Below are 17867 nucleotides of genomic sequence, written 5' to 3'. Positions count from 1 at the left end.
AAGGTACGGAAACTGGCCAGCATCACCACCATCATGTTCATGGCGGCAGCGCAGTAAGCCAGGAATTGATGATCGAAGGCGCTGGTTGTGCCAGCTGTGTGGGAAAAATCGAATCCGCCCTAAAAGCGATACCGGGTGTGGAAAACGCGGAAATGAATTTCGCTCAGCGAACCGTCAGCGTGTTGGGTTCGGCGCCTGCCGAGCAATTGATAAAAGCCGTTGAGGGCGCTGGTTATAACGCCAAAATCAGCCTTGCTGACAATGAAGACGATGCATTGGCGGAAAAAGAAAAAGCTGATTGGGCTTACTACAAACGACTGATGCGGGAAATGACCATCGCCCTCAGCCTGGGCGTGCCGCTGATGATTTACAGCATCGTAGTCGGCGAAATGACGGTAACAAGCACTGGTGAGCGCATTGCCTGGTTGGCTGTTGGATTACTGACGCTTGGGGTGATGGTGTTCTCCGGCAAACACTTTTATGTCGGTGCCTGGCAATCCTTTAAAAATCACTCGGCCAATATGGATACCTTGATTGCTTTAGGCACAGGTACGGCGTGGGTGTATTCGATGGTGGTGGTGTTTGTTCCTCACTTGGTGCCGGAAATGGCGCGCCATGTTTATTTCGAGGCGACCGCGATGATTATTGGTTTAATCGATCTCGGTCTTGCCCTGGAATTGAAAGCCCGCGGTCGTACCTCTGAGGCTATTAAGCGCCTGATTGGATTGCAGGCGAAAACGGCGCGGGTTATTCGCGATGACAAAGAACTGGATATCGCTATCGAACAGGTTCTACTGAACGATGTGGTCCGCGTGCGCCCAGGTGAAAAAATTCCCGTCGATGGTGAAGTGGTTGAAGGGCATACGGCGATTGACGAATCCATGCTCACCGGCGAGCCGATGCCGGTTGAAAAAGCCACTGGGAATACCGTAGCGGCGGGCACCATCAATAAATCCGGCTCAATTCTGTTTAAAGCTACCCGCGTTGGTAAAGACACGGCGCTGGCGCAAATCATCAATATGGTCAAGCGCGCACAAAACTCCAAGCCGCCGATTGGTCGTTTGGCTGATGTCATCTCGGCGTATTTTGTACCGGTGGTGATGATTATTGCTGTGGTGAGTGCCTTGACCTGGCTTAATTTTGGACCGGAACCGGCGGTGGCATTTGCCATAGTATCGGCCACGACTGTATTGATTATCGCCTGTCCCTGTGCGCTGGGGCTGGCCACGCCGATGTCGGTGATGGTGGGTGTGGGTAAGGCCGCAGAGGCGGGCGTGCTGATTCGCAACGGTGAAGCCCTGCAAACCGCGTCGAAGATAACGGCGATGATTCTGGATAAAACCGGCACCATTACCTTGGGTGCACCGAAGGTCACCGATGTACTGGTGGCGGGTGAGTATGATGAGCAGGCGGTGTTGCGATTGGCAGCAACGCTTGAATCCGGCTCTGAGCATCCGTTGGCCATGGCTATTGTTGAAAGTGCTCAGGAAAGGGGGATCGAAACCGGCAAAGTCTCCAACTTTAACGCCATTGCTGGCCACGGCGTGCAGGCGGAAGTAGACGGTAAAACGCTGTTGTTTGGCAATGAAAAACTCATGCGCGAGCGCACCATTGAGCTCGGTGATTTTGTTGAAATGGCCCAGGCGCTGGCCGCCGAGGCTAAAACGCCGATGTATTTCGCCGTTGATAATAAGCTCGCAGCGATTATCGCAGTAGCCGATCCGATTAAGGAAGACTCCATCGCTGCCATCAAGCGCCTGCAGCATAACGGCATCCGGGTGGTGATGCTCACCGGCGATAACCGTGCCACGGCCAAAGCGGTAGCGAAAAAAGCCGGTATCAAGGAATTTTTCGCCGAAGTGCTGCCGGAAGAAAAATCCAAAAAGGTGCAGGAACTGCAGATGGAAGGCGAAGTGGTGGGCATGACCGGGGACGGCATTAACGATGCGCCGGCCCTGGCTATCGCCAATGTCGGTTTTGCTATCGGCACCGGTACGGATGTGGCCATTGAGAGTGCCGACATAACACTGATGCGGGGTTCGTTACATGGCCTGGCGGATGCCATTGCCGTCAGCAAGGCTACGTTGCGCAATATCAAACAAAATTTATTTGGCGCCTTTATTTACAACGTGGCCGGTGTACCGTTTGCGGCTGGCGTGTTGTATCCATTTTTCGGTTTGCTGTTAAGTCCGGTGATTGCCGGTGCGGCGATGGCGTTTTCATCGCTGACAGTTGTAACCAATGCTAATAGGCTGCGCTTCTTTAAAGCGCAGGAGCACTAATGAGAATGTCGGGATGAGAGCGTTGCGATGATGATTATTAATATTGCGGGTTTAGCGCTGATTGCACTGATTGTGTGGTGGTTCTGGCTCTACAAGCCGAAAGAAGCCGAGCTGGGTGAAAACGATCTGGTGATAACTGTGGAAAACGGTACCTATTCGCCTTCGCGCATTAAGGTGCCAGCTGGAGCACCATTTGAAATTAAATTTATGCGCAAAGATCAATCACCCTGTTCTGAGACTTTATTGATCCCCGAACTGCAAATCAGCGACACTTTGCCGTTGAATAAACTGAAGACCATTCAGCTGCCAGCAATGTCATCCGGCGAGTATGCGTTTCATTGTCAGATGCAGATGTACCGTGGACAAATCACGGTGAAATAAGCAGGAGGCCCAATGAACATCAACAAAGTCATGGCCATTTTTGACGAGTTTCGCCTGAAAAACGTGGAAGAAACTTTGATTCGACATGGGGTGAAGGGGTTTACCTTGCATCCAGTTCGTGGGCGTGGTCATTACTTTGACAGTTTTAACGAAAACCATTTGATCAAGCATATTCAAATGGAAGTTTACGCCAAGGCGGAGCAGGCCAAGGAAATCGCACGGTTGATTGTGGATGCGGCGCATGCCAATGCCGATAGCGAAGGGCTGGTCTGCATTGTGCCGGTTAACGATCTGCTATGGATACACGATAAACGCGGCGCAATAGACAACGATTTTCAATTACACAGGTGAGGTGTGACATGGCGACTCAAAAAACATCATTCTGGTTAACACCCAAAGGACTGGCGGCACTGGGACTTATCGGCGCGGTCACCTATTTTCTGCTCGTCGAGCACCGGCAACACGTCTGGCAGTTTCTGCCGTTCCTGATTTTCCTTGCCTGCCCCTTTATGCATCTGTTTATGCACGGCGGACACGGTGGTCATGGTAGCCATGATCAGCATGAGGGCGAGTCCGATCAGGATGCCTATCAGCGGGGGCTGGAGGAAGGCCGTCGGGAAAACGAACACCGTCATCACCATTAATCCAACAATATTACAGGAGAAGAAGCATGCACGGTGAATCCGCTTACGGCCTCTGGACGCTGGTGATACTTAATTCGGCGATATTTATTTTCTTTGCCTTCAGCTTTACCAAGCCGCAAACCAAAACTGACTGGCGAAGCTTTGGCGCTTTCTCGGCGTTTATTATTGCCCTATTTACCGAGATGTATGGCTTTCCATTAACCATTTATTTTCTCTCCGGCTGGTTGGCGGAAAAATATCCTGGTATTGATTTTCTGTCCCACGAAAACGGCCATCTTCTGCATACCCTTTTCGGTTTTGAAGGCAACCCTCATTTTGATCCGCTGCATATCGCCAGTAATGTCCTGATCATTTTGGGTTTCTTTTTGCTGGCCTCGGCGTGGAGTGTTCTGCACAAGGCGCAGCAGACCCGTTCGCTAGCGACTACCGGCTGGTATGCCCGTTGCCGCCACCCGCAGTACATCGCATTTATCCTGATCATGTTTGGATTTCTGTTGCAGTGGCCGACGATCCTTACCGTGATTATGTTTCCGGTTCTGGTAGTGGTTTACGTGCGACTCGCTAAGCGTGAGGAGCGCATGGCATTGAAGGAATTCGGTGATGACTATCGCCGCTATATGGAAGTCACGCCGGCATGGATTCCGAAATTTAACGTCGATAAAACTGTTTCCAACTGATGAGGGTACTCCGATGAAAAAACTAATCTCCAATTTGGTAATAGCCGCCGCGATTTCTTCGCCCGTCTTTGCGGAAAAAAGGGCACGAACATGGCGACAGTAAAGATCAGCCGATGGGCGGAATGGTGATGGGCCATGAGCAAATGATGGCTATGCATGAGCACATGCAAAAGATGCACGACATGATGGGAAAAATCAAAGCCGAAACCGATCCGGAAAAACGCCAGCAACTGATGCAGGAACATATGCGAGTGATGCAGGAGGGCATGCGATTAATGGGTGATGGCATGGGAATGGACATGAACAAAGATGAGTCATCAAAAATGGACGACATGGATATGATAAAGCGCATGGACATGATGGAAGAACGAATGGGCATGATGCAGATGATGATGGGGCAAATGATGGATCATGAGTCTGAATCCCAAAAAACACCTGTCCACAAACACAAAAAATAGATGGGTTGCTTACTCAACCTGTCGATTGGAGGAAAAACACTATGAATGAGCATCGATCGGGTATCAATCCAGGTTTTTTAACCAAGCATACCTTGAGCGTGTGCGGGATCAATGAAAACAATACCAAAGCGATTGTTGAGGAAATTGATGAGCTTCCCTGTGTTGACAGCGTTCAGTTCGATGCACGTAGAAAAACCTTAAAAATCGCCTACGACGCTTCTCATCACAATATCGATGAAATGATCGCCATTGTCGAAAAGCATGGTGCGGCAATAAAAGACAGCTGGTGGCCCCGAACCAGGCTGAGTTGGCAACGGCAGACCGATGAGAATATCAGGGATAACGCTAAACATGAGGCGCACTGCTGCAACAAGATGCCGCCTCATTAGATGAAAGAGAAAATGAGCAACAAAGAACATCGATTAGGTGTCTCGGAAATTAATCTGGTGAGGGGCCAATTGACGTTGGAACCTGTCGATATGACTAGCAGTCTGTTGAGAAATGCAGTTTTAAGCATCCTGTATACCTTGCAACGAATGCCCAGGAAGAGGGCTGACCATTATATTAAGGGGGCATGAATGGAGGAAAAAGACGATCGTTCGACACATTATGACGAGGGTAGCCTCTCTCTGTCAGGTACGGTGATGCTCGGGACTGGGGTGATGATCGGCGCAGGAATATTTGCGCTAACCGGGCAAATGGCAGAGATGACTGGTGCATTATTCCCATTGGCATTCCTCGCGGCCGCGATCATCGTTGGTTTCAGTGCTTACTCATACATCAAAATATCCAATGCCTACCCATCAGCAGGGGGGATCGGCATGTATCTGCATAAGGCCTATGGCGACCGGTTGCCCACTGCGTTTAATGCACTACTTATGTATTTTTCGATGGTCATCGCGCAGAGTTTTCTAGCGCGTACGTTCGGTTCTTACACCATGCAATTATTTGGCGGTGACCCTTCAGGGCAAATGACTCCTATACTCGGCGTCTCCCTAATTCTGGCGGCGTTCATTGTGAACCTGTTGGGTAATCGGTTGATTCAAGGGGTTGCAGGGTTTATCGGCCTACTGAAAATTGGTGGAATTCTAATCTTTGGTCTCGTCGGCATCTGGTTAGCTGATAGCCTGGCAGTGGACTTTGACCATGTAAGCGAGACCGGTTCAGCCAGTAATTTCCTCGGCGCCACAGCGCTGGGGATTCTGGCATTCAAAGGCTTTACCACTATTACCAATAGTGGTTCCGAGGTGATCGATCCACACCGCAATGTTGGTCGCGCCATTGTTATTTCGATTGCTGCCTGTGTCGTTATCTATACATTGGTTGGTTTTGCGGTGGCCAGTAACCTCTCACTCAGGGAGATTATTCAAACTCGAGATTATTCCCTGGCTGCGGCCGCTCGACCTGCACTCGGTGAGTACGGCGTGTGGTTCACCGTTGCGATTGCCATGCTGGCGACGGCGGGAGGGATTCTTGCCAGTATTTTTGCGGTCTCCAGAATGCTGGCGATGCTAACGGAAATGAAGTTGGTGCCCCATAGCCATTTCGGTATGCCGGGTAGCATTCAGAAACATACATTGGTGTACACCGTGGTTCTTGGACTTGTGCTCACCGCGTTCTTTGATCTTTCCCGTATAGCAGCACTTGGCATCATATTCTATCTGGTGATGGATATCGCCATTCACTGGGGTGTTCTGCGCTACTTGTTGGACGATGTTAAAGCCAAAAGCTGGGTCCCCGTTACCGCGATTATATTAGATTCGCTTGCACTAAGCGGGTTCGTTTGGGTGAAGTTGAATTCAGATCCATTTGTGTTGGGTGTGGCCGTTGTCACAATGATGCTAATCGCGATCGGAGAGCAACTATTCCTTGGATCTGAAAAACGAAAGCAAGCTGTGTCCCAAAGTCAGGCGCATGAACATCATCATTAAAAATCATGTGGAGGAAGCCTGCCAGGCACAGAACGGGACTCTAGTGGTTAACTTTTGTTGTTTGGAGAATGGTAATGGATCAAGTTAGCACACTTAAAGCGATCTATATGGGCATCGACACCCACCAGGAACTGGTGGTGTGTATGCGCAGCTATCGTGACTTTTTGAGACTCTAATCGATGAGTCAATCCACAACTGAGAAAAAATTATGCAAATTGAAACCTTAAAAGATGTGCTGCACTGGACCCGGGAATTTCACCAACATCTCAGTCAGTGCTTATCCCATTGCGCAGACAAGAATACGGATGAACGGGCCCGGATGATTCTTGCTTACCTGTCCGATCACGAAAAAAGTCTCACAAAAGTTGTCAATGGCTTCGAAACCTCGGGCGATGAACATGCGCTGAACACCTGGTGTATGGAATATGTGGCAAAGCATCCTATCGTCCGACATGCACATTGCGACGCGCCTTTTGCCGAGCTTGATGCCGCGCAAATCATGGAGGTGATTGTCGATCAGCATCAGCAGGTGATTGAGCTGTATCGCTATCTCGCCTCAAGGGCGGATATCCCCTCTGCCAAGGAGTTGATGGAATCACTCCGGTCGCTGGAGGAACACGAAATGATGCGTATGGTGCAGTCTGCCAACCGGTTCGGGGATATGTAGAGACACTAATTTATTACAGATACACCACCATAAACGGAGGAATAGTCATGACACTTAATGCGTTCAAATTCGGGATAGCCAGCGCGATTACCGCGGCGATACTGTGGCTGGCTTGCAGCCTGTTGGTGATGTTAATGCCCGCCATGATGTTATCCATGTCTGGGGAAATGGTGCATATGCAACTGAATGAGATGGGTTGGCATTTGACATTCACTGGCGTTGTTGTGGGACTGGTGGCTTGGTCAGTGTCAGCGGGTATCGCCGGGTGGTTGCTGGCGGCTATTTACAACCGCTTGCAGTAAGCCGATGGATTATGAGGTGCCATATCAGTGACCATGCCCTTCCGAGTCTTGCCCACGTGCGGTGAGTATCTGGTATTGGTCGGGAGACAATTCCGGCAATCGCTTCAGGAACGCCACCATGTTCCAGATACGTTCATCGTCATGCCCCGGTCCCCAGGCGGGCATGCCCGAAGCCTTGATGCCGTGTTTAATAATCCAGAATTGTCGCTTAATGGCCTCGTCGTCATTTTCGGTGTCGCCGGTATGTTCGTGCCCATGTTCATCGCCGGCTAGAGTTAGATTAGGGGGAGCGGGATACAGTCCCAGGGTGAAATCACTTTCGGTTTTGCCCGGCTTCAAATGGCACCCCGCACACATATCATTGTAGTCGGCGCCACCCGCCAGTAACCGCTCCGGTGCGTTTAGGTCGCCAGGAACCTTAATGTCACTGGCAGCACGTGCAACTGAACGTTCACGCAAGGTTTCCAGCAGCCAGTAGGTCAGCCGATTGTGTGGTACATCGGCTCCCATGGGGTAGAGACCTGAATAGAGAAACAGCCCACCACCCACCAGCGCGATGACAGCGGTAATGACCAGACTCTTGATAAAGGTGGTGAGCGCCGACATGAAAACTCCTTGGGTTGATCAGTGTTGGTGTTCTGAATGTTGCTCGCCTGAGCTTTTTTCGTTGTCCTGATGATCAGCCTGCGCTTGATCCTTTTCAGAGTCGTTATTATGCGTGTCATTCATGCATTGTTTCATCATGGCTTGCATCACAGGATCATTCATATCCATCTTGCTGTGATCCATATTTTTCATGGCTGCACAATCCGGCTTTTCAGCGTCTTTCATATGCTCTTTAGGATCATGGGCCTGTGCAGATAAAGCGATGCCCAGTGTGGAGAACACGATGATAGTGGCTAGTGTTTTCATATTCATAAAGGTGTTCCTCATAGGTGTTTAAAAAGTTTCTATATCAACTTGGTGATTGTTAAAACCAGAATCGCAGTCCCGCGACGAATTGGGTGCCTGACGTATCTTGGCCTGCCGCGCGGCGGTAATCGGCTGTGTCGCCATAGGTGTCTGTCCATTCCACACCGATGTAGGGAGAAAATTGACGGCTGAATTCGTAACGCAGGCGCAAGCCCAAGGCGAGATCCGAGAGGCCCGACCCCAATCTATTATCAAGATCATCCTTGCCATACAGATTCAGTTCCGCGCGGGGCTGTAAAATGAGCCGCTGTGTCAGCAGCAACTCGTACTCGGCCTCGGCAGAGAGTGCGGTCCGACCGTCGTCGCCAACATAGGCAGTCACATCCAGCTCAAACCAGTAGGGCGCCAGGCCTTGCATACCAATTGCCAGCCACTGGCGATCCTTACCTTCGTCATATTGGTCAAGTCGAACGCCGAATTGGGTGTCGAAATAGGCGTTGAGCGCATGGCCCCACAACAGCTCGGTAGAACTTTCTTCCAGCGTGCCGTCTGCGATATCACCCTCCGCTTTGATGACAAAGCGGTTGTAGGTGGTGCCATACCAGGCCTGTATATCGTAAACCGTGCTATCGCTGTCTTCCTGATACTCCAGGCGATCGCCCAGAACGGACCAGAAGGCGTGCTCGTCCGCCAGTTTCAGTTGCCGTGGCCCCGGCTGTGCATAGGGGCCTTCGGTCAAGGTGTAACCGTCGGAATAAGCGTGGGGATCGCGGGCATCGGCTGGCGCACTACCACCCTGCATTTGCATATCGCCGTGATCCATTTGCGCCAGGGCCGTATTTACTTGAAGGGCACCGACAATAACAACCAGTGTTGTGAGATATTTCACCGTATTAAGTCTCATGACACCACCACCTCGCGGAACATGCCCGCATCCATATGGAACAGCAAATGACAATGCCAGGCCCAGCGGCCCAGATCGTGGGGTGTGGTCAGGTAGCTGATGCGCTGCGCTGGTTGCACGGGAATGGTATGGCGGCGCACTCGCAATTCACCCTGGTCAGTTTCCAGTTCGCTCCACATACCATGTAAGTGCATGGGGTGGGTCATCATGGTGTCATTTTGCAAAATGATTCTAACGCGTTCGTTATGACGCAAGGAGACTGGTGTGCTTTTGCCGAATTCAAGCCCGTCGAAGGACCAGCTATAGCGTTCCATATTGCCGGTAAGGTGTAGTTCCAGCTCTCTTGCGGGCGGGCGGCGGTCATCCAGCACACCATCGATGGATTTCAGGTCGGCCAGCGTCAGCACGCGGTGGCCCTGTGGGCGCAGCCCACGCTGGCTTAAGTTGCGCAAGCCAATACCGGGGTCGTCGAGATTGGTACTTGGCGTATCCACCCGTTGGTCAACCGAAGCCCCGTATTCGGTTCGGGCGTGGCGTATGGTAGATGAAGGTTTGGCAAGCGGGTTGTCAGAACCCTGCTGCATGCCGTGCATACTGTGGTCCATGGCCATACCGCCGGACATTTGGGAATGATCCATCTTGGTTTGGCCCATGGAGTCCATTTTCATCATGTCGTGGCCCATGGCGCCACCACCCATTGCTCCCATCATATCCTTCATGGTTAACCACTCGGGCGAATCGGGTTCTGGCACAGGCGCTGTTAAACCTTGCCGCACACTCAGGGTGCCGCGAGCGTAACCGCTGCGTTCCATGCTCTGGGCGAAGATCGTATAAGCGTCGTCCTGGGGCTCGACCATGACATCGTAGGTTTCGCCGGGGCCAAAGCGGAATTCATCCACAGTGACCGGCTCGACATCCTGGCCATCTGCCTGGATCACCGTTAACTTCAAACCGGGAATGCGAACATCATAAAAGCTATTGCTGGCGGCATTGATAAACCGCAGCCGTACGCGATCACCGCGCTGGAACAACCCGCTCCAATTGCCCGCCGGGGTGGTGCCATTCATTAGGAAGGTGAGGGTGGCCGCCGACAGGTCCGCCAGATCGGTCGGGTTCATCCGCATCTGGTTCCACATCTGGCGCTTTTCCAGTGCCGCCTGCAAGCCCAGCTTGGAGACATCGGCTGTGAAATCGAAAAAGGTGGGCTGATTGAAGTTGTAGACATCGCTTTGTACTTTCAGCTTGCTGAAGGTATGCATTGGATCTTCGTCGGTCCAGTCGGACAGCTGCACCACATAATCCTGGTCGGCACGGTGTCTTTCGCCTGCCCGCGGCTCAATGATCAGGGCGCCGTACATCCCGGTCATCTCCTGAAAGCCGGAGTGACTGTGGTACCAATAGGTGCCGCTCTGGCGGAGGGTAAAGCGGTAAACAAAGGTTTCTCCCGGTGCGATGCCTGGGTAGCTGATCCCCGGCACACCATCCATTTGATAGGGCAGCAAGATGCCGTGCCAGTGAATAGAGGTAGAAACAGGTAATCGGTTGGTGACGCGGATGGTGACGTCATCGCCCTCGCGCAGCCGTAGCGTCGGTGCCGGAATGGAGCCGTTGATGGTGGTAGCCATACGTGTGACACCGGTAAAATTGACAGGTGTTGCGGCGATTACCAGGTCGATTTCACGGCCGCTGAGTACCGGTGCCGAGCCCAGCGCGGTCGCGCCTTTTGCGGCGGCCTGCAACCAGGACGGTGTGGCGGCCAGCACGCCACCGGCTGCCAGGCCCTGCACGAAGCGGCGGCGACTAAGCTGCCAGGGCTGCTTGGGTCGGGGGAAACCATGGGTCATGAGTCAATCTCTTTTCGAATAAGTGATGGTTGTTCCACGTTCTGACTCCGCATACTAGCGAGCCGAGCCTGTCACCCGCATGACTCCTGGATGACAATCATGTAATCCTGCAAAATTGTCGCTAAGTGTGATGATTCGAGTTGCCGATTTAGGTTTGATGAATGGCTCTGGGGAACAGGGCATAAAAAAAGCTTGCGGCTACCCCATAACACTTGCCTTGAGTAGCATCCATATTGCCATGCCAAGCATCATGAGGTTTTCAGTGAGCGATATAAACCCCAAGGGGACGTTACTCTCGCCACCTACACAGGCGCACTTGAGCTTTCTTTTGTCAATGTACACGGCTTTAAACACTGAGACGGCACCGACAATCCCTATGAAAAAGGCAACTGGTATCGAAACGAAAGGCAATACCCCGGCTATCATTAGCAAGCCAGCCAGGCCTTCACCATAGGGATACACGTACCCGTAAGGCACCCATTTTTGGGCAAGAAGATCATAGTTAAGAAACATGGTCGAAAAGCTTTCGACATCCCGTATTTTTAAATAGGCAAGACCACACATTGAAAAAGCGATGAACCACTCGAAAGTGCGTAAAGACAGCCATTGCCCTTCAGCAACCGAAGCCGAACCCGTGGCCATCAGAAAGGTCATTGAAAACAGAGCGATAACGGGCCAGTAAGTTTGTTCATTTTTGCCTTTTGGTTCTTTCCCAAAATACACAAGTAGGTCGTCGTACCCACCGATTCGGTTACCTTCCAGAAAGGTCTGAGGAGTGGTTTCAACATTATGCTTGTGCTTAAAAGCTTCGGTTTCCTCGTGATTTTTAAGGTGATGATCTTCCACCTGAAACCCTTGGGTCTCCAATAAATGTTTCGATTTTAAGCCATAGGGACAGAGATGATCCTCCATCACCATCCGGTACAGTTCAGCTGTCTTGGTGCCTGACATCGGTGTTCCCTCCTTATATGACTGAATATGACTGATATGACTGAATGAACAGCACTTGAGGTGTCGTCCTGATGATGATAGTAGTAGGCTCCTGTCTTAAACATGACCCAAAGATTACATATATGTAATCTTTGGGTCATGTTTCTGTTGGGAAAAGGCAGATAGTCTTGAAGGAGGCCCGGCATATATTGATAGTAGGAGTGGTGAAGCGATGCGGCTATTAGTGGTCGAAGACGAAATCAAGACCGGAGACTATTTACAGCAGGGGCTGACCGAAGCAGGGTTTATGGTCACGCTGGCGCGCAATGGCCTCGACGGCCATCATTTGGCGATGACCGAAACCTTTGACTTACTGGTGCTGGACGTGATGCTACCGGATGTGGACGGTTGGCGCATTGTGCAGTCATTGCGCGAGGCCGGCCGTCAAACACCAGTGCTGTTCCTGACCGCCCGTGATAGCGTGGATGACCGCGTAAAGGGCCTGGAGCTGGGCGCTGACGATTACCTGGTCAAGCCCTTTGCCTTTGCCGAGCTGCTGGCCCGGGTGCGCACTCTGTTACGCCGCAGTACGGTGCCGGTGATGACCGATCAGATCAAGGTTGCCGACCTCACCCTGGATTTGCCGCGTCACCGGGCCACGCGCGCCGGCCGCAAGATCAATCTCAGCCACAAGGAGTTTTGTTTGCTGGAGCTGTTGGTCCGGCGACAGGGCGAAGTATTACCGCGCTCCTTGATCGCCTCCCAGGTGTGGGACATGAACTTCGATTCCGACACCAATGTCATTGACGTGGCCATACGGCGCCTAAGGGCAAAAATCGACGACGATTATGAGCCCAAGCTGATTCACACTGTGCGCGGTTTGGGTTACAAGTTGGAGGTCGAGGACGACCATGACGAAGGTTAGTCTCACCCGGAGACGACCACTGTCACTCAACAGCCGGGTGATGCTGTTTGTCGCGATGGCTATCGGTTTCAGTTTACTGATGATCGGTTATCTTGTGCTGAATGAAGTAGAGCGCCATTTTGCTGAACAGGATGCCGACGAGTTGGTGGTGATTACTCGTGCTGTTGAAGACGCTCTACAATCGGCGAAAGATCAGGACTCGGCACCGGAGGGCGCCCTTGCGCGAGCTGTTTCTGGTCACCATGGTGTCTACTTTCAAGTCTGGGATGATGCGGGACGTTTGGTCTATAGTTCCGTGGACACCGGATCTTTGCCACAGGCGAACACCTATGCCCCTGTGGCCCGCATCCAGGTAGACAATCTTTACACCTGGCGATCTGATGGCAAAACCTACCGTGGCACTGCCACCCAAGCTCGTATCGGTGGTCAGGACTATCGCATCATTGCTGTCATCGATATGGATTTCCACATCCACTTTCTGAAAAATTTTCGTCGCAGTTTGTGGGTGATCATGGTCCTGGCGGGAGCCGTCACCCTTCTGGCGGCCTGGTATGGCGTGCATCAGGGGCATGCGCCAATACGTGCTCTGAGTGAATCCATGATGGATGTTCAGGCTGATCGACTGCATGTGCGTCTCGAGCCCAATACCGTGCCGGCGGAGCTGAAAACTCTGGTTGATTCGTTCAACCATATGATTGGTCGATTGGAGGACAGCTTTGTTCGACTTTCCCATTTCTCCGCCGATATCGCCCACGAATTGCGCACGCCTCTGACCAACCTGATCACACAGACCCAGGTGGGTTTGGGGAAGTCCAGAAGCCTGGAAGAATATCGCGAACTGTTATATTCAAACCTGGAAGAACAGGAACGCCTGACCAAGATGGTTAATGACATGCTCTGGCTGGCCCAAAGCGAACACGGCCTGCTCAAGCCTGTCTGGGAACCGCTGGATCTGGCTCGGGAAGTGCGCGAGCTGTTCGATTTTTTCGAGGCCCTGGCGGAGGAAAAGCACATCCAATTGGTGTTGGAAGGAAAGGCACCGATTATACAAGGTGACCGCGCTATGCTGCGTCGCGCATTGTCCAATCTGCTGTCCAATGCAATACGCCACACACCAGTGGGAAGAAGTGTGCTGATCCGTCTGGATTCATCGGGCGAGGGTAGGGCGTTACTCAGCGTACAGAATCCGGGGCCAGAAATTCCAGCCGAGCATTTGCTCAGGATTTTCGACCGGTTTTACCGGGTCGATCCTTCCCGGCAACGCCAAAGCGAAGGTGCTGGCTTGGGGCTGGCTATCGTCAAGTCCATAGTCGAGGCCCATGAAGGAAACATCGCGGTGATCTCCGAACGCGGCGTCACGCGCTTCACGATCAGTTTACCCAGCATGGCTGATGTAGAGGTGAGTGCTACGGGAGAAAGTGATGAGTCAATTGACCATCGGTAAACTGGCACAAGCAGCTCGGGTCAGTGTCGAAACTATTCGTTATTACGAACGCCTCGGGCTTATCGAACAGCCGCTAAAGCCAGCTTAAGGATACCGCACCAACCCAAAAGCCACTCTGAAGCGGGTCTTCTTCATGAAATGAGCCCAAGAGCTAGGATCCACTTTGTAAGAAATCGATAATCTGTTGGCGCCTAGAGAATCGCATTGTCCGGGGTCGCCGTGAAGATCAGGATGATCATGCTGGTGTATCTCAACCAGTCCAGTGTACAAACGCAAGAGGAGTGCGATGCGTGAGGTTGCTCCGACAGAAGATACGCACCGTAATGCCATTCTGCACGGCCCCGGACTGCGGGTACGACTGGTTATGAGAGCAGCTCAATGGAGGCAGAAGGATATCCCGTGTGCCGACAGGAGCCGTGTTGTCAGGAATGCCAACAAACCAGTCACACACTTGACTCTATAGCTACCATAGGCATTATAATTGAGATTAATTATCATTAGCAACAAGCCAAGTAGAGATCTCGTTAATGCAGGCGCACTGGATATACCGTTTTATAAGCCCGAAGCAATTTGTTTTGAATGTCTCAGTACTGCTGCTGGGCTTATCGTGTTTGCTTCCAGCGACTAGTCAGGCCGAGATGAGTGATGACGGCTGGGCTCAGATGCGTCAATTGGCACAGCTGGCCGAATACATTGCTGTGGATTACGTGGAAGCCGTCAAAGATGGCCATGTGGTCAATGACGGTGAATATCAGGAAATGCTGGAGTTCTCCCAGCTCATTGTGACGAATATTTCTGAGATTCAGGATAAATCAGCCGACGCTGGCGACCTGACAGATCAGGCCAAGGCTTTACAGGAAGCCATCCAGAACAAACAGGCTATTGAAACAATTCGGCAAATGAGCGGCAGCCTGCGGGGTACGTTGTTGGCACTGATGCCGCAGTCGTCCCTGCCGGATCATCTGTTGTCGAAAGCGACCGTCAAAGGGTTGTATGAGAGCCAGTGCGCTTCTTGCCATGGCGCAGCCGGTGGGGGCGATGGTGTGATGGCCGAACAGCTGGAGCCCGCTCCAACCGATTTCACCAGCAAAGAGCGAGCCTTGAACCGGTCACTTCTGGGCCTGTACGACGCCATCTCCAATGGCATAGACGATACCGCAATGCCGGCATTTACCCAACTGACGGAAGAGGAACGCTGGTCGCTGGCGTTCCATGTCGGCGGATTGGCATTCCAATCCGGCTCTGAAGTTACAGGCGAGGCACCCAGCGTCACCTTGTCACAGATGGTTAACCACACGCCGGCGCAACTCGCTGCAGAACATCCGGAGATGACGCAGAAGGGGATCGAACGGTTGCGCGCAAAGCCAGAACTGTTATTCCAGGAAACGACCAATCCTCTGAAAATCACCCGCGACCAACTGCTGCTAGCACAAGAGGCGCACCAGCGCGGCGATTATCAGACAGCACAAGCACTGGCGGTCAGTGCTTATCTGGATGGCTTTGAATTGGTCGAAAACAGCCTGGATGCGCAGGATAAAGCACTTCGCCAGACGCTCGAAGCCGATATGATGGCGATAAGGCAATTATTGAAGCAGGCACAGTCCCCGGGTGAGGTGGAAAGCGCTGTGAGCCGGACGCTGGCAAGGTTGGATGATGCGGATCGATTGCTTTCGGAATCTACCTTGTCCAATGCGACCCTGTTCAGTGCCAGCTTGGTTATTCTGTTGCGGGAGGGGCTCGAAGCCCTGCTCGTGGTGATTGCCCTGGTGACTGTGCTGGTGCGAACCGGTCGGCGTGACGGACTTCGGTATGTGCATTTGGGTTGGGTAACGGCATTGGTGGCCGGTGTTGCGACCTGGGCTGCCGCGCAGTCCCTGGTGAGTATCAGCGGCGCCAGCCGCGAAGTCATGGAAGGGGTTGCGGCCCTTTTGGCGGCGGTCGTGTTGCTCTATGTCGGCATCTGGATGCACAGTAAAACCCATGCTGCCCAGTGGCAGGCCTATATCCAGCAGCACATCAACTCCCACCTGACTGCGGGTACCCTGTGGGGTCTTGCGCTGCTGGCATTTATTGCGGTTTATCGTGAAGTCTTTGAAACGGTCTTGTTTTATCAGGCGCTGCTGACCCAGGCTGCAGCCGCTCAATATTCATCCGTATTCAGCGGCTTTGTAGCCGGTACTGCTTTCTTGGCCGTATTGGCCGGGTTGCTGGTGCGTTATTCAGTGAAATTACCCATTGCCAGATTCTTTTCCGTCACCACCTACCTGTTGCTGGCCCTGGCGTTTATCCTCATGGGTAAGGCGATGTCGGCACTTCAGGAAGCGGACCTTATCGGTATTACCCCATTGCCTGTCAGTTTTGAATTCGATTGGGTCGGCGTCAAATCCACCTGGCAGGGGATCCTGGCGCAATTGTCGGTACTGGTGGTTTTCCTGGTCTTTCTGGGGTTGGCGAGAAGGCAGCGGAAAAATGCCCCTGTTGCAGAACGTTCAGGAGAGTTTTTGGAACCGGGTGTCACCCGCTCGAAACCGGAGTAGCCGACAAATTCCGCAATATGCCGCACTGCTTCACTGTCCGACGGTTTGAGCAACTGCGGCGCAGCTTTCTCAGTTGCTCGTTTAGCTTGGTGAGCTCCTGGATACGCGCCTCCACCTGCTCGATATGCCTATCCATCATCCGATTCACATCATCACATTGCGCGCCTGGAGAACGGTTTAAAGCCAAAAGCTGCCGGATCTCCGGCAAACTGAGATCCAGGCTGCGACAGTGTTTGATGAACAGCAATTGCTCAACGGCAGCTTCATCGTACAGGCGAAAATTGCCTTCACTCCGTTCAGCAGAGGCAATCAAATGTTCCTTTTCATAATGCCGGATGGTTTGCACGGAGCAGCCAGTCACTTTCGACAGTTCGCCGATTTTCATTTATTCAATCTCTGCGCTTGACTCTATAGTTAATATAGAGTTTAAGCTGTACGTCGTGAATAGTACAAGGGCTTTTTATGACAAACACATGCCGCGACAATTGTCATAGTGACGCGATGAAGAACACTCCCCAGACTGCTGAAGTACACGATGCTACTCATGGCGGCTTTGTCAGTGAGTATCTTGTCCCCAAGATGGACTGCCCTTCTGAAGAAGGCATGATCCGTATGGCGTTGGACAGTGTGGAACCTAAAATCGCATTGGAATTCGATGCCCCCGAGAGAAAGGTGCGGGTCTTTCATGGGGACAACGCTGACGCCATTGAGGAGCGAATGCGCGCACTCGGCTTGGGTGCGACGTTGGAAAGCACAATGCCTGTCGCCAGAGATGACCTCGCCCGAGCACAGGCGTCCGCAAAACAGGAGGCACAAACAGAAGCTGGCATTCTCAAGTGGCTACTTGCCATCAACGGCATCATGTTTGTCATTGAAATCACTGTCGGCTGGTGGACGCGATCCACTGGCTTGATTGCGATGCCGATGATGGCAGAAATGAGCAGAATGATGAAAACTGCAACACCATGATGGAGCGCATGATGGATAATGCGAATAGCCAGGACGGCGGCTCCGACCAAAGCTGAAATT

At 52.2% G+C, this 17867-nt stretch carries 20 protein-coding genes and 1 pseudogene; 15 read left to right on the top strand and 6 right to left on the bottom strand.

Features of this window, described 5'->3' with window-relative positions:
- Positions 1-68: 68 nt before the first annotated feature.
- From IMCC21906_RS14810 to IMCC21906_RS14760, 10 genes are all read left to right on the top strand, one after another.
- Positions 69-2282: a heavy metal translocating P-type ATPase gene (locus tag IMCC21906_RS14810; RefSeq protein WP_040362992.1), complete on the top strand. Its 2214-nt coding sequence runs from the start codon at positions 69-71 to the stop codon at positions 2280-2282.
- A 27-nt stretch (positions 2283-2309) separates the two neighbouring features.
- Positions 2310-2663, top strand: coding sequence for a cupredoxin domain-containing protein (locus IMCC21906_RS14805; protein ID WP_008284637.1), 354 nt, complete (start codon positions 2310-2312; stop codon positions 2661-2663).
- 12 nt (positions 2664-2675) lie between these two features.
- Positions 2676-3014 carry a P-II family nitrogen regulator gene (locus IMCC21906_RS14800; protein ID WP_008296012.1) on the top strand — a complete coding sequence of 113 codons (339 nt, stop codon included), beginning with the start codon at positions 2676-2678 and terminating at the stop codon, positions 3012-3014.
- Between the two features lie 8 nt (positions 3015-3022).
- Complete coding sequence (locus IMCC21906_RS16715; RefSeq protein WP_008296011.1) at positions 3023-3307, top strand: DUF2933 domain-containing protein; 285 nt, start codon at positions 3023-3025, stop codon at positions 3305-3307.
- Positions 3308-3333: 26 nt separating this feature from the next.
- Complete coding sequence (locus tag IMCC21906_RS14790; RefSeq protein ID WP_008296010.1) at positions 3334-3984, top strand: isoprenylcysteine carboxylmethyltransferase family protein; 651 nt, start codon at positions 3334-3336, stop codon at positions 3982-3984.
- A 128-nt stretch (positions 3985-4112) separates the two neighbouring features.
- On the top strand, positions 4113-4442 hold the full coding sequence (locus IMCC21906_RS14785) for a hypothetical protein (RefSeq protein ID WP_231580284.1): 330 nt from the start codon (positions 4113-4115) through the stop codon (positions 4440-4442).
- 41 nt (positions 4443-4483) lie between these two features.
- Entirely contained in the window at positions 4484-4831 is a 348-nt protein-coding gene (locus tag IMCC21906_RS14780; RefSeq protein WP_008296008.1) for a hypothetical protein, read from the top strand.
- Positions 4832-5020: 189 nt separating this feature from the next.
- Complete coding sequence (locus IMCC21906_RS14770; protein ID WP_008284552.1) at positions 5021-6373, top strand: APC family permease; 1353 nt, start codon at positions 5021-5023, stop codon at positions 6371-6373.
- A 208-nt stretch (positions 6374-6581) separates the two neighbouring features.
- Positions 6582-7040, top strand: coding sequence for a hypothetical protein (locus IMCC21906_RS14765; RefSeq protein WP_022960192.1), 459 nt, complete (start codon positions 6582-6584; stop codon positions 7038-7040).
- A 47-nt stretch (positions 7041-7087) separates the two neighbouring features.
- Positions 7088-7342 (top strand): DUF5676 family membrane protein, encoded by a 255-nt coding sequence (locus IMCC21906_RS14760; protein ID WP_022960193.1) that lies wholly within the window; start codon positions 7088-7090, stop codon positions 7340-7342.
- Positions 7343-7366: 24 nt separating this feature from the next.
- Here IMCC21906_RS14760 and IMCC21906_RS14755 read toward each other — a convergent pair whose 3' ends face one another.
- From IMCC21906_RS14755 to IMCC21906_RS14735, 5 genes are all read right to left on the bottom strand, one after another.
- Positions 7367-7948, bottom strand: a complete 582-nt coding sequence (locus IMCC21906_RS14755; RefSeq protein ID WP_047012810.1) for a cytochrome c — start codon at positions 7946-7948, stop codon at positions 7367-7369.
- Positions 7949-7966: 18 nt separating this feature from the next.
- Positions 7967-8260: a hypothetical protein gene (locus IMCC21906_RS14750; protein WP_040803697.1), complete on the bottom strand. Its 294-nt coding sequence runs from the start codon at positions 8258-8260 to the stop codon at positions 7967-7969.
- Positions 8261-8312: 52 nt separating this feature from the next.
- On the bottom strand, positions 8313-9158 hold the full coding sequence (locus IMCC21906_RS14745) for a copper resistance protein B (RefSeq protein WP_022960196.1): 846 nt from the start codon (positions 9156-9158) through the stop codon (positions 8313-8315).
- Positions 9155-11002, bottom strand: coding sequence for a copper resistance system multicopper oxidase (locus IMCC21906_RS14740; protein ID WP_047012809.1), 1848 nt, complete (start codon positions 11000-11002; stop codon positions 9155-9157). Before IMCC21906_RS14740 ends, IMCC21906_RS14745 begins: the two co-directional genes overlap by 4 nt.
- 198 nt (positions 11003-11200) lie before the next feature.
- Entirely contained in the window at positions 11201-11953 is a 753-nt protein-coding gene (locus tag IMCC21906_RS14735; protein WP_047012808.1) for a MauE/DoxX family redox-associated membrane protein, read from the bottom strand.
- 211 nt (positions 11954-12164) lie between these two features.
- On the opposite strand from IMCC21906_RS14735, the gene IMCC21906_RS14730 reads away from it, so the two are divergent.
- The 4 genes and pseudogenes from IMCC21906_RS14730 (at position 12165) to IMCC21906_RS14720 (ending at position 16838) form a co-directional block, all read left to right on the top strand.
- Positions 12165-12857: a heavy metal response regulator transcription factor gene (locus tag IMCC21906_RS14730; RefSeq protein WP_047012807.1), complete on the top strand. Its 693-nt coding sequence runs from the start codon at positions 12165-12167 to the stop codon at positions 12855-12857.
- Positions 12844-14301: a Cu(+)/Ag(+) sensor histidine kinase gene (locus tag IMCC21906_RS14725; protein WP_082117496.1), complete on the top strand. Its 1458-nt coding sequence runs from the start codon at positions 12844-12846 to the stop codon at positions 14299-14301. Before IMCC21906_RS14730 ends, IMCC21906_RS14725 begins: the two co-directional genes overlap by 14 nt.
- A pseudogene (locus tag IMCC21906_RS16710) lies at positions 14279-14383 on the top strand (MerR family DNA-binding transcriptional regulator); the annotation flags it as partial. The gene IMCC21906_RS14725 and the pseudogene IMCC21906_RS16710, both read left to right, overlap by 23 nt.
- Positions 14384-14828: 445 nt before the next feature.
- On the top strand, positions 14829-16838 hold the full coding sequence (locus tag IMCC21906_RS14720) for an FTR1 family protein (RefSeq protein WP_231580282.1): 2010 nt from the start codon (positions 14829-14831) through the stop codon (positions 16836-16838).
- Here IMCC21906_RS14720 and cadR read toward each other — a convergent pair.
- Positions 16816-17223, bottom strand: coding sequence for a Cd(II)/Pb(II)-responsive transcriptional regulator (gene cadR / locus IMCC21906_RS14715; protein ID WP_047012805.1), 408 nt, complete (start codon positions 17221-17223; stop codon positions 16816-16818). The genes IMCC21906_RS14720 and cadR overlap by 23 nt on opposite strands.
- Positions 17224-17300: 77 nt before the next feature.
- Here cadR and IMCC21906_RS14710 point away from each other — a divergent pair, with 77 nt between their 5' ends.
- Positions 17301-17807 carry a hypothetical protein gene (locus tag IMCC21906_RS14710; protein ID WP_231580281.1) on the top strand — a complete coding sequence of 169 codons (507 nt, stop codon included), beginning with the start codon at positions 17301-17303 and terminating at the stop codon, positions 17805-17807.
- Positions 17808-17867: the final 60 nt, after the last annotated feature.

This window comes from Spongiibacter sp. IMCC21906 (assembly GCF_001010805.1).
In the GTDB taxonomy this organism is placed as follows: Bacteria; Pseudomonadota; Gammaproteobacteria; order Pseudomonadales; family Spongiibacteraceae; genus Spongiibacter.
The sequence above is the reverse complement of the archived record's forward strand: the minus strand, read 5'-3'. Positions and strand labels throughout refer to the sequence as shown.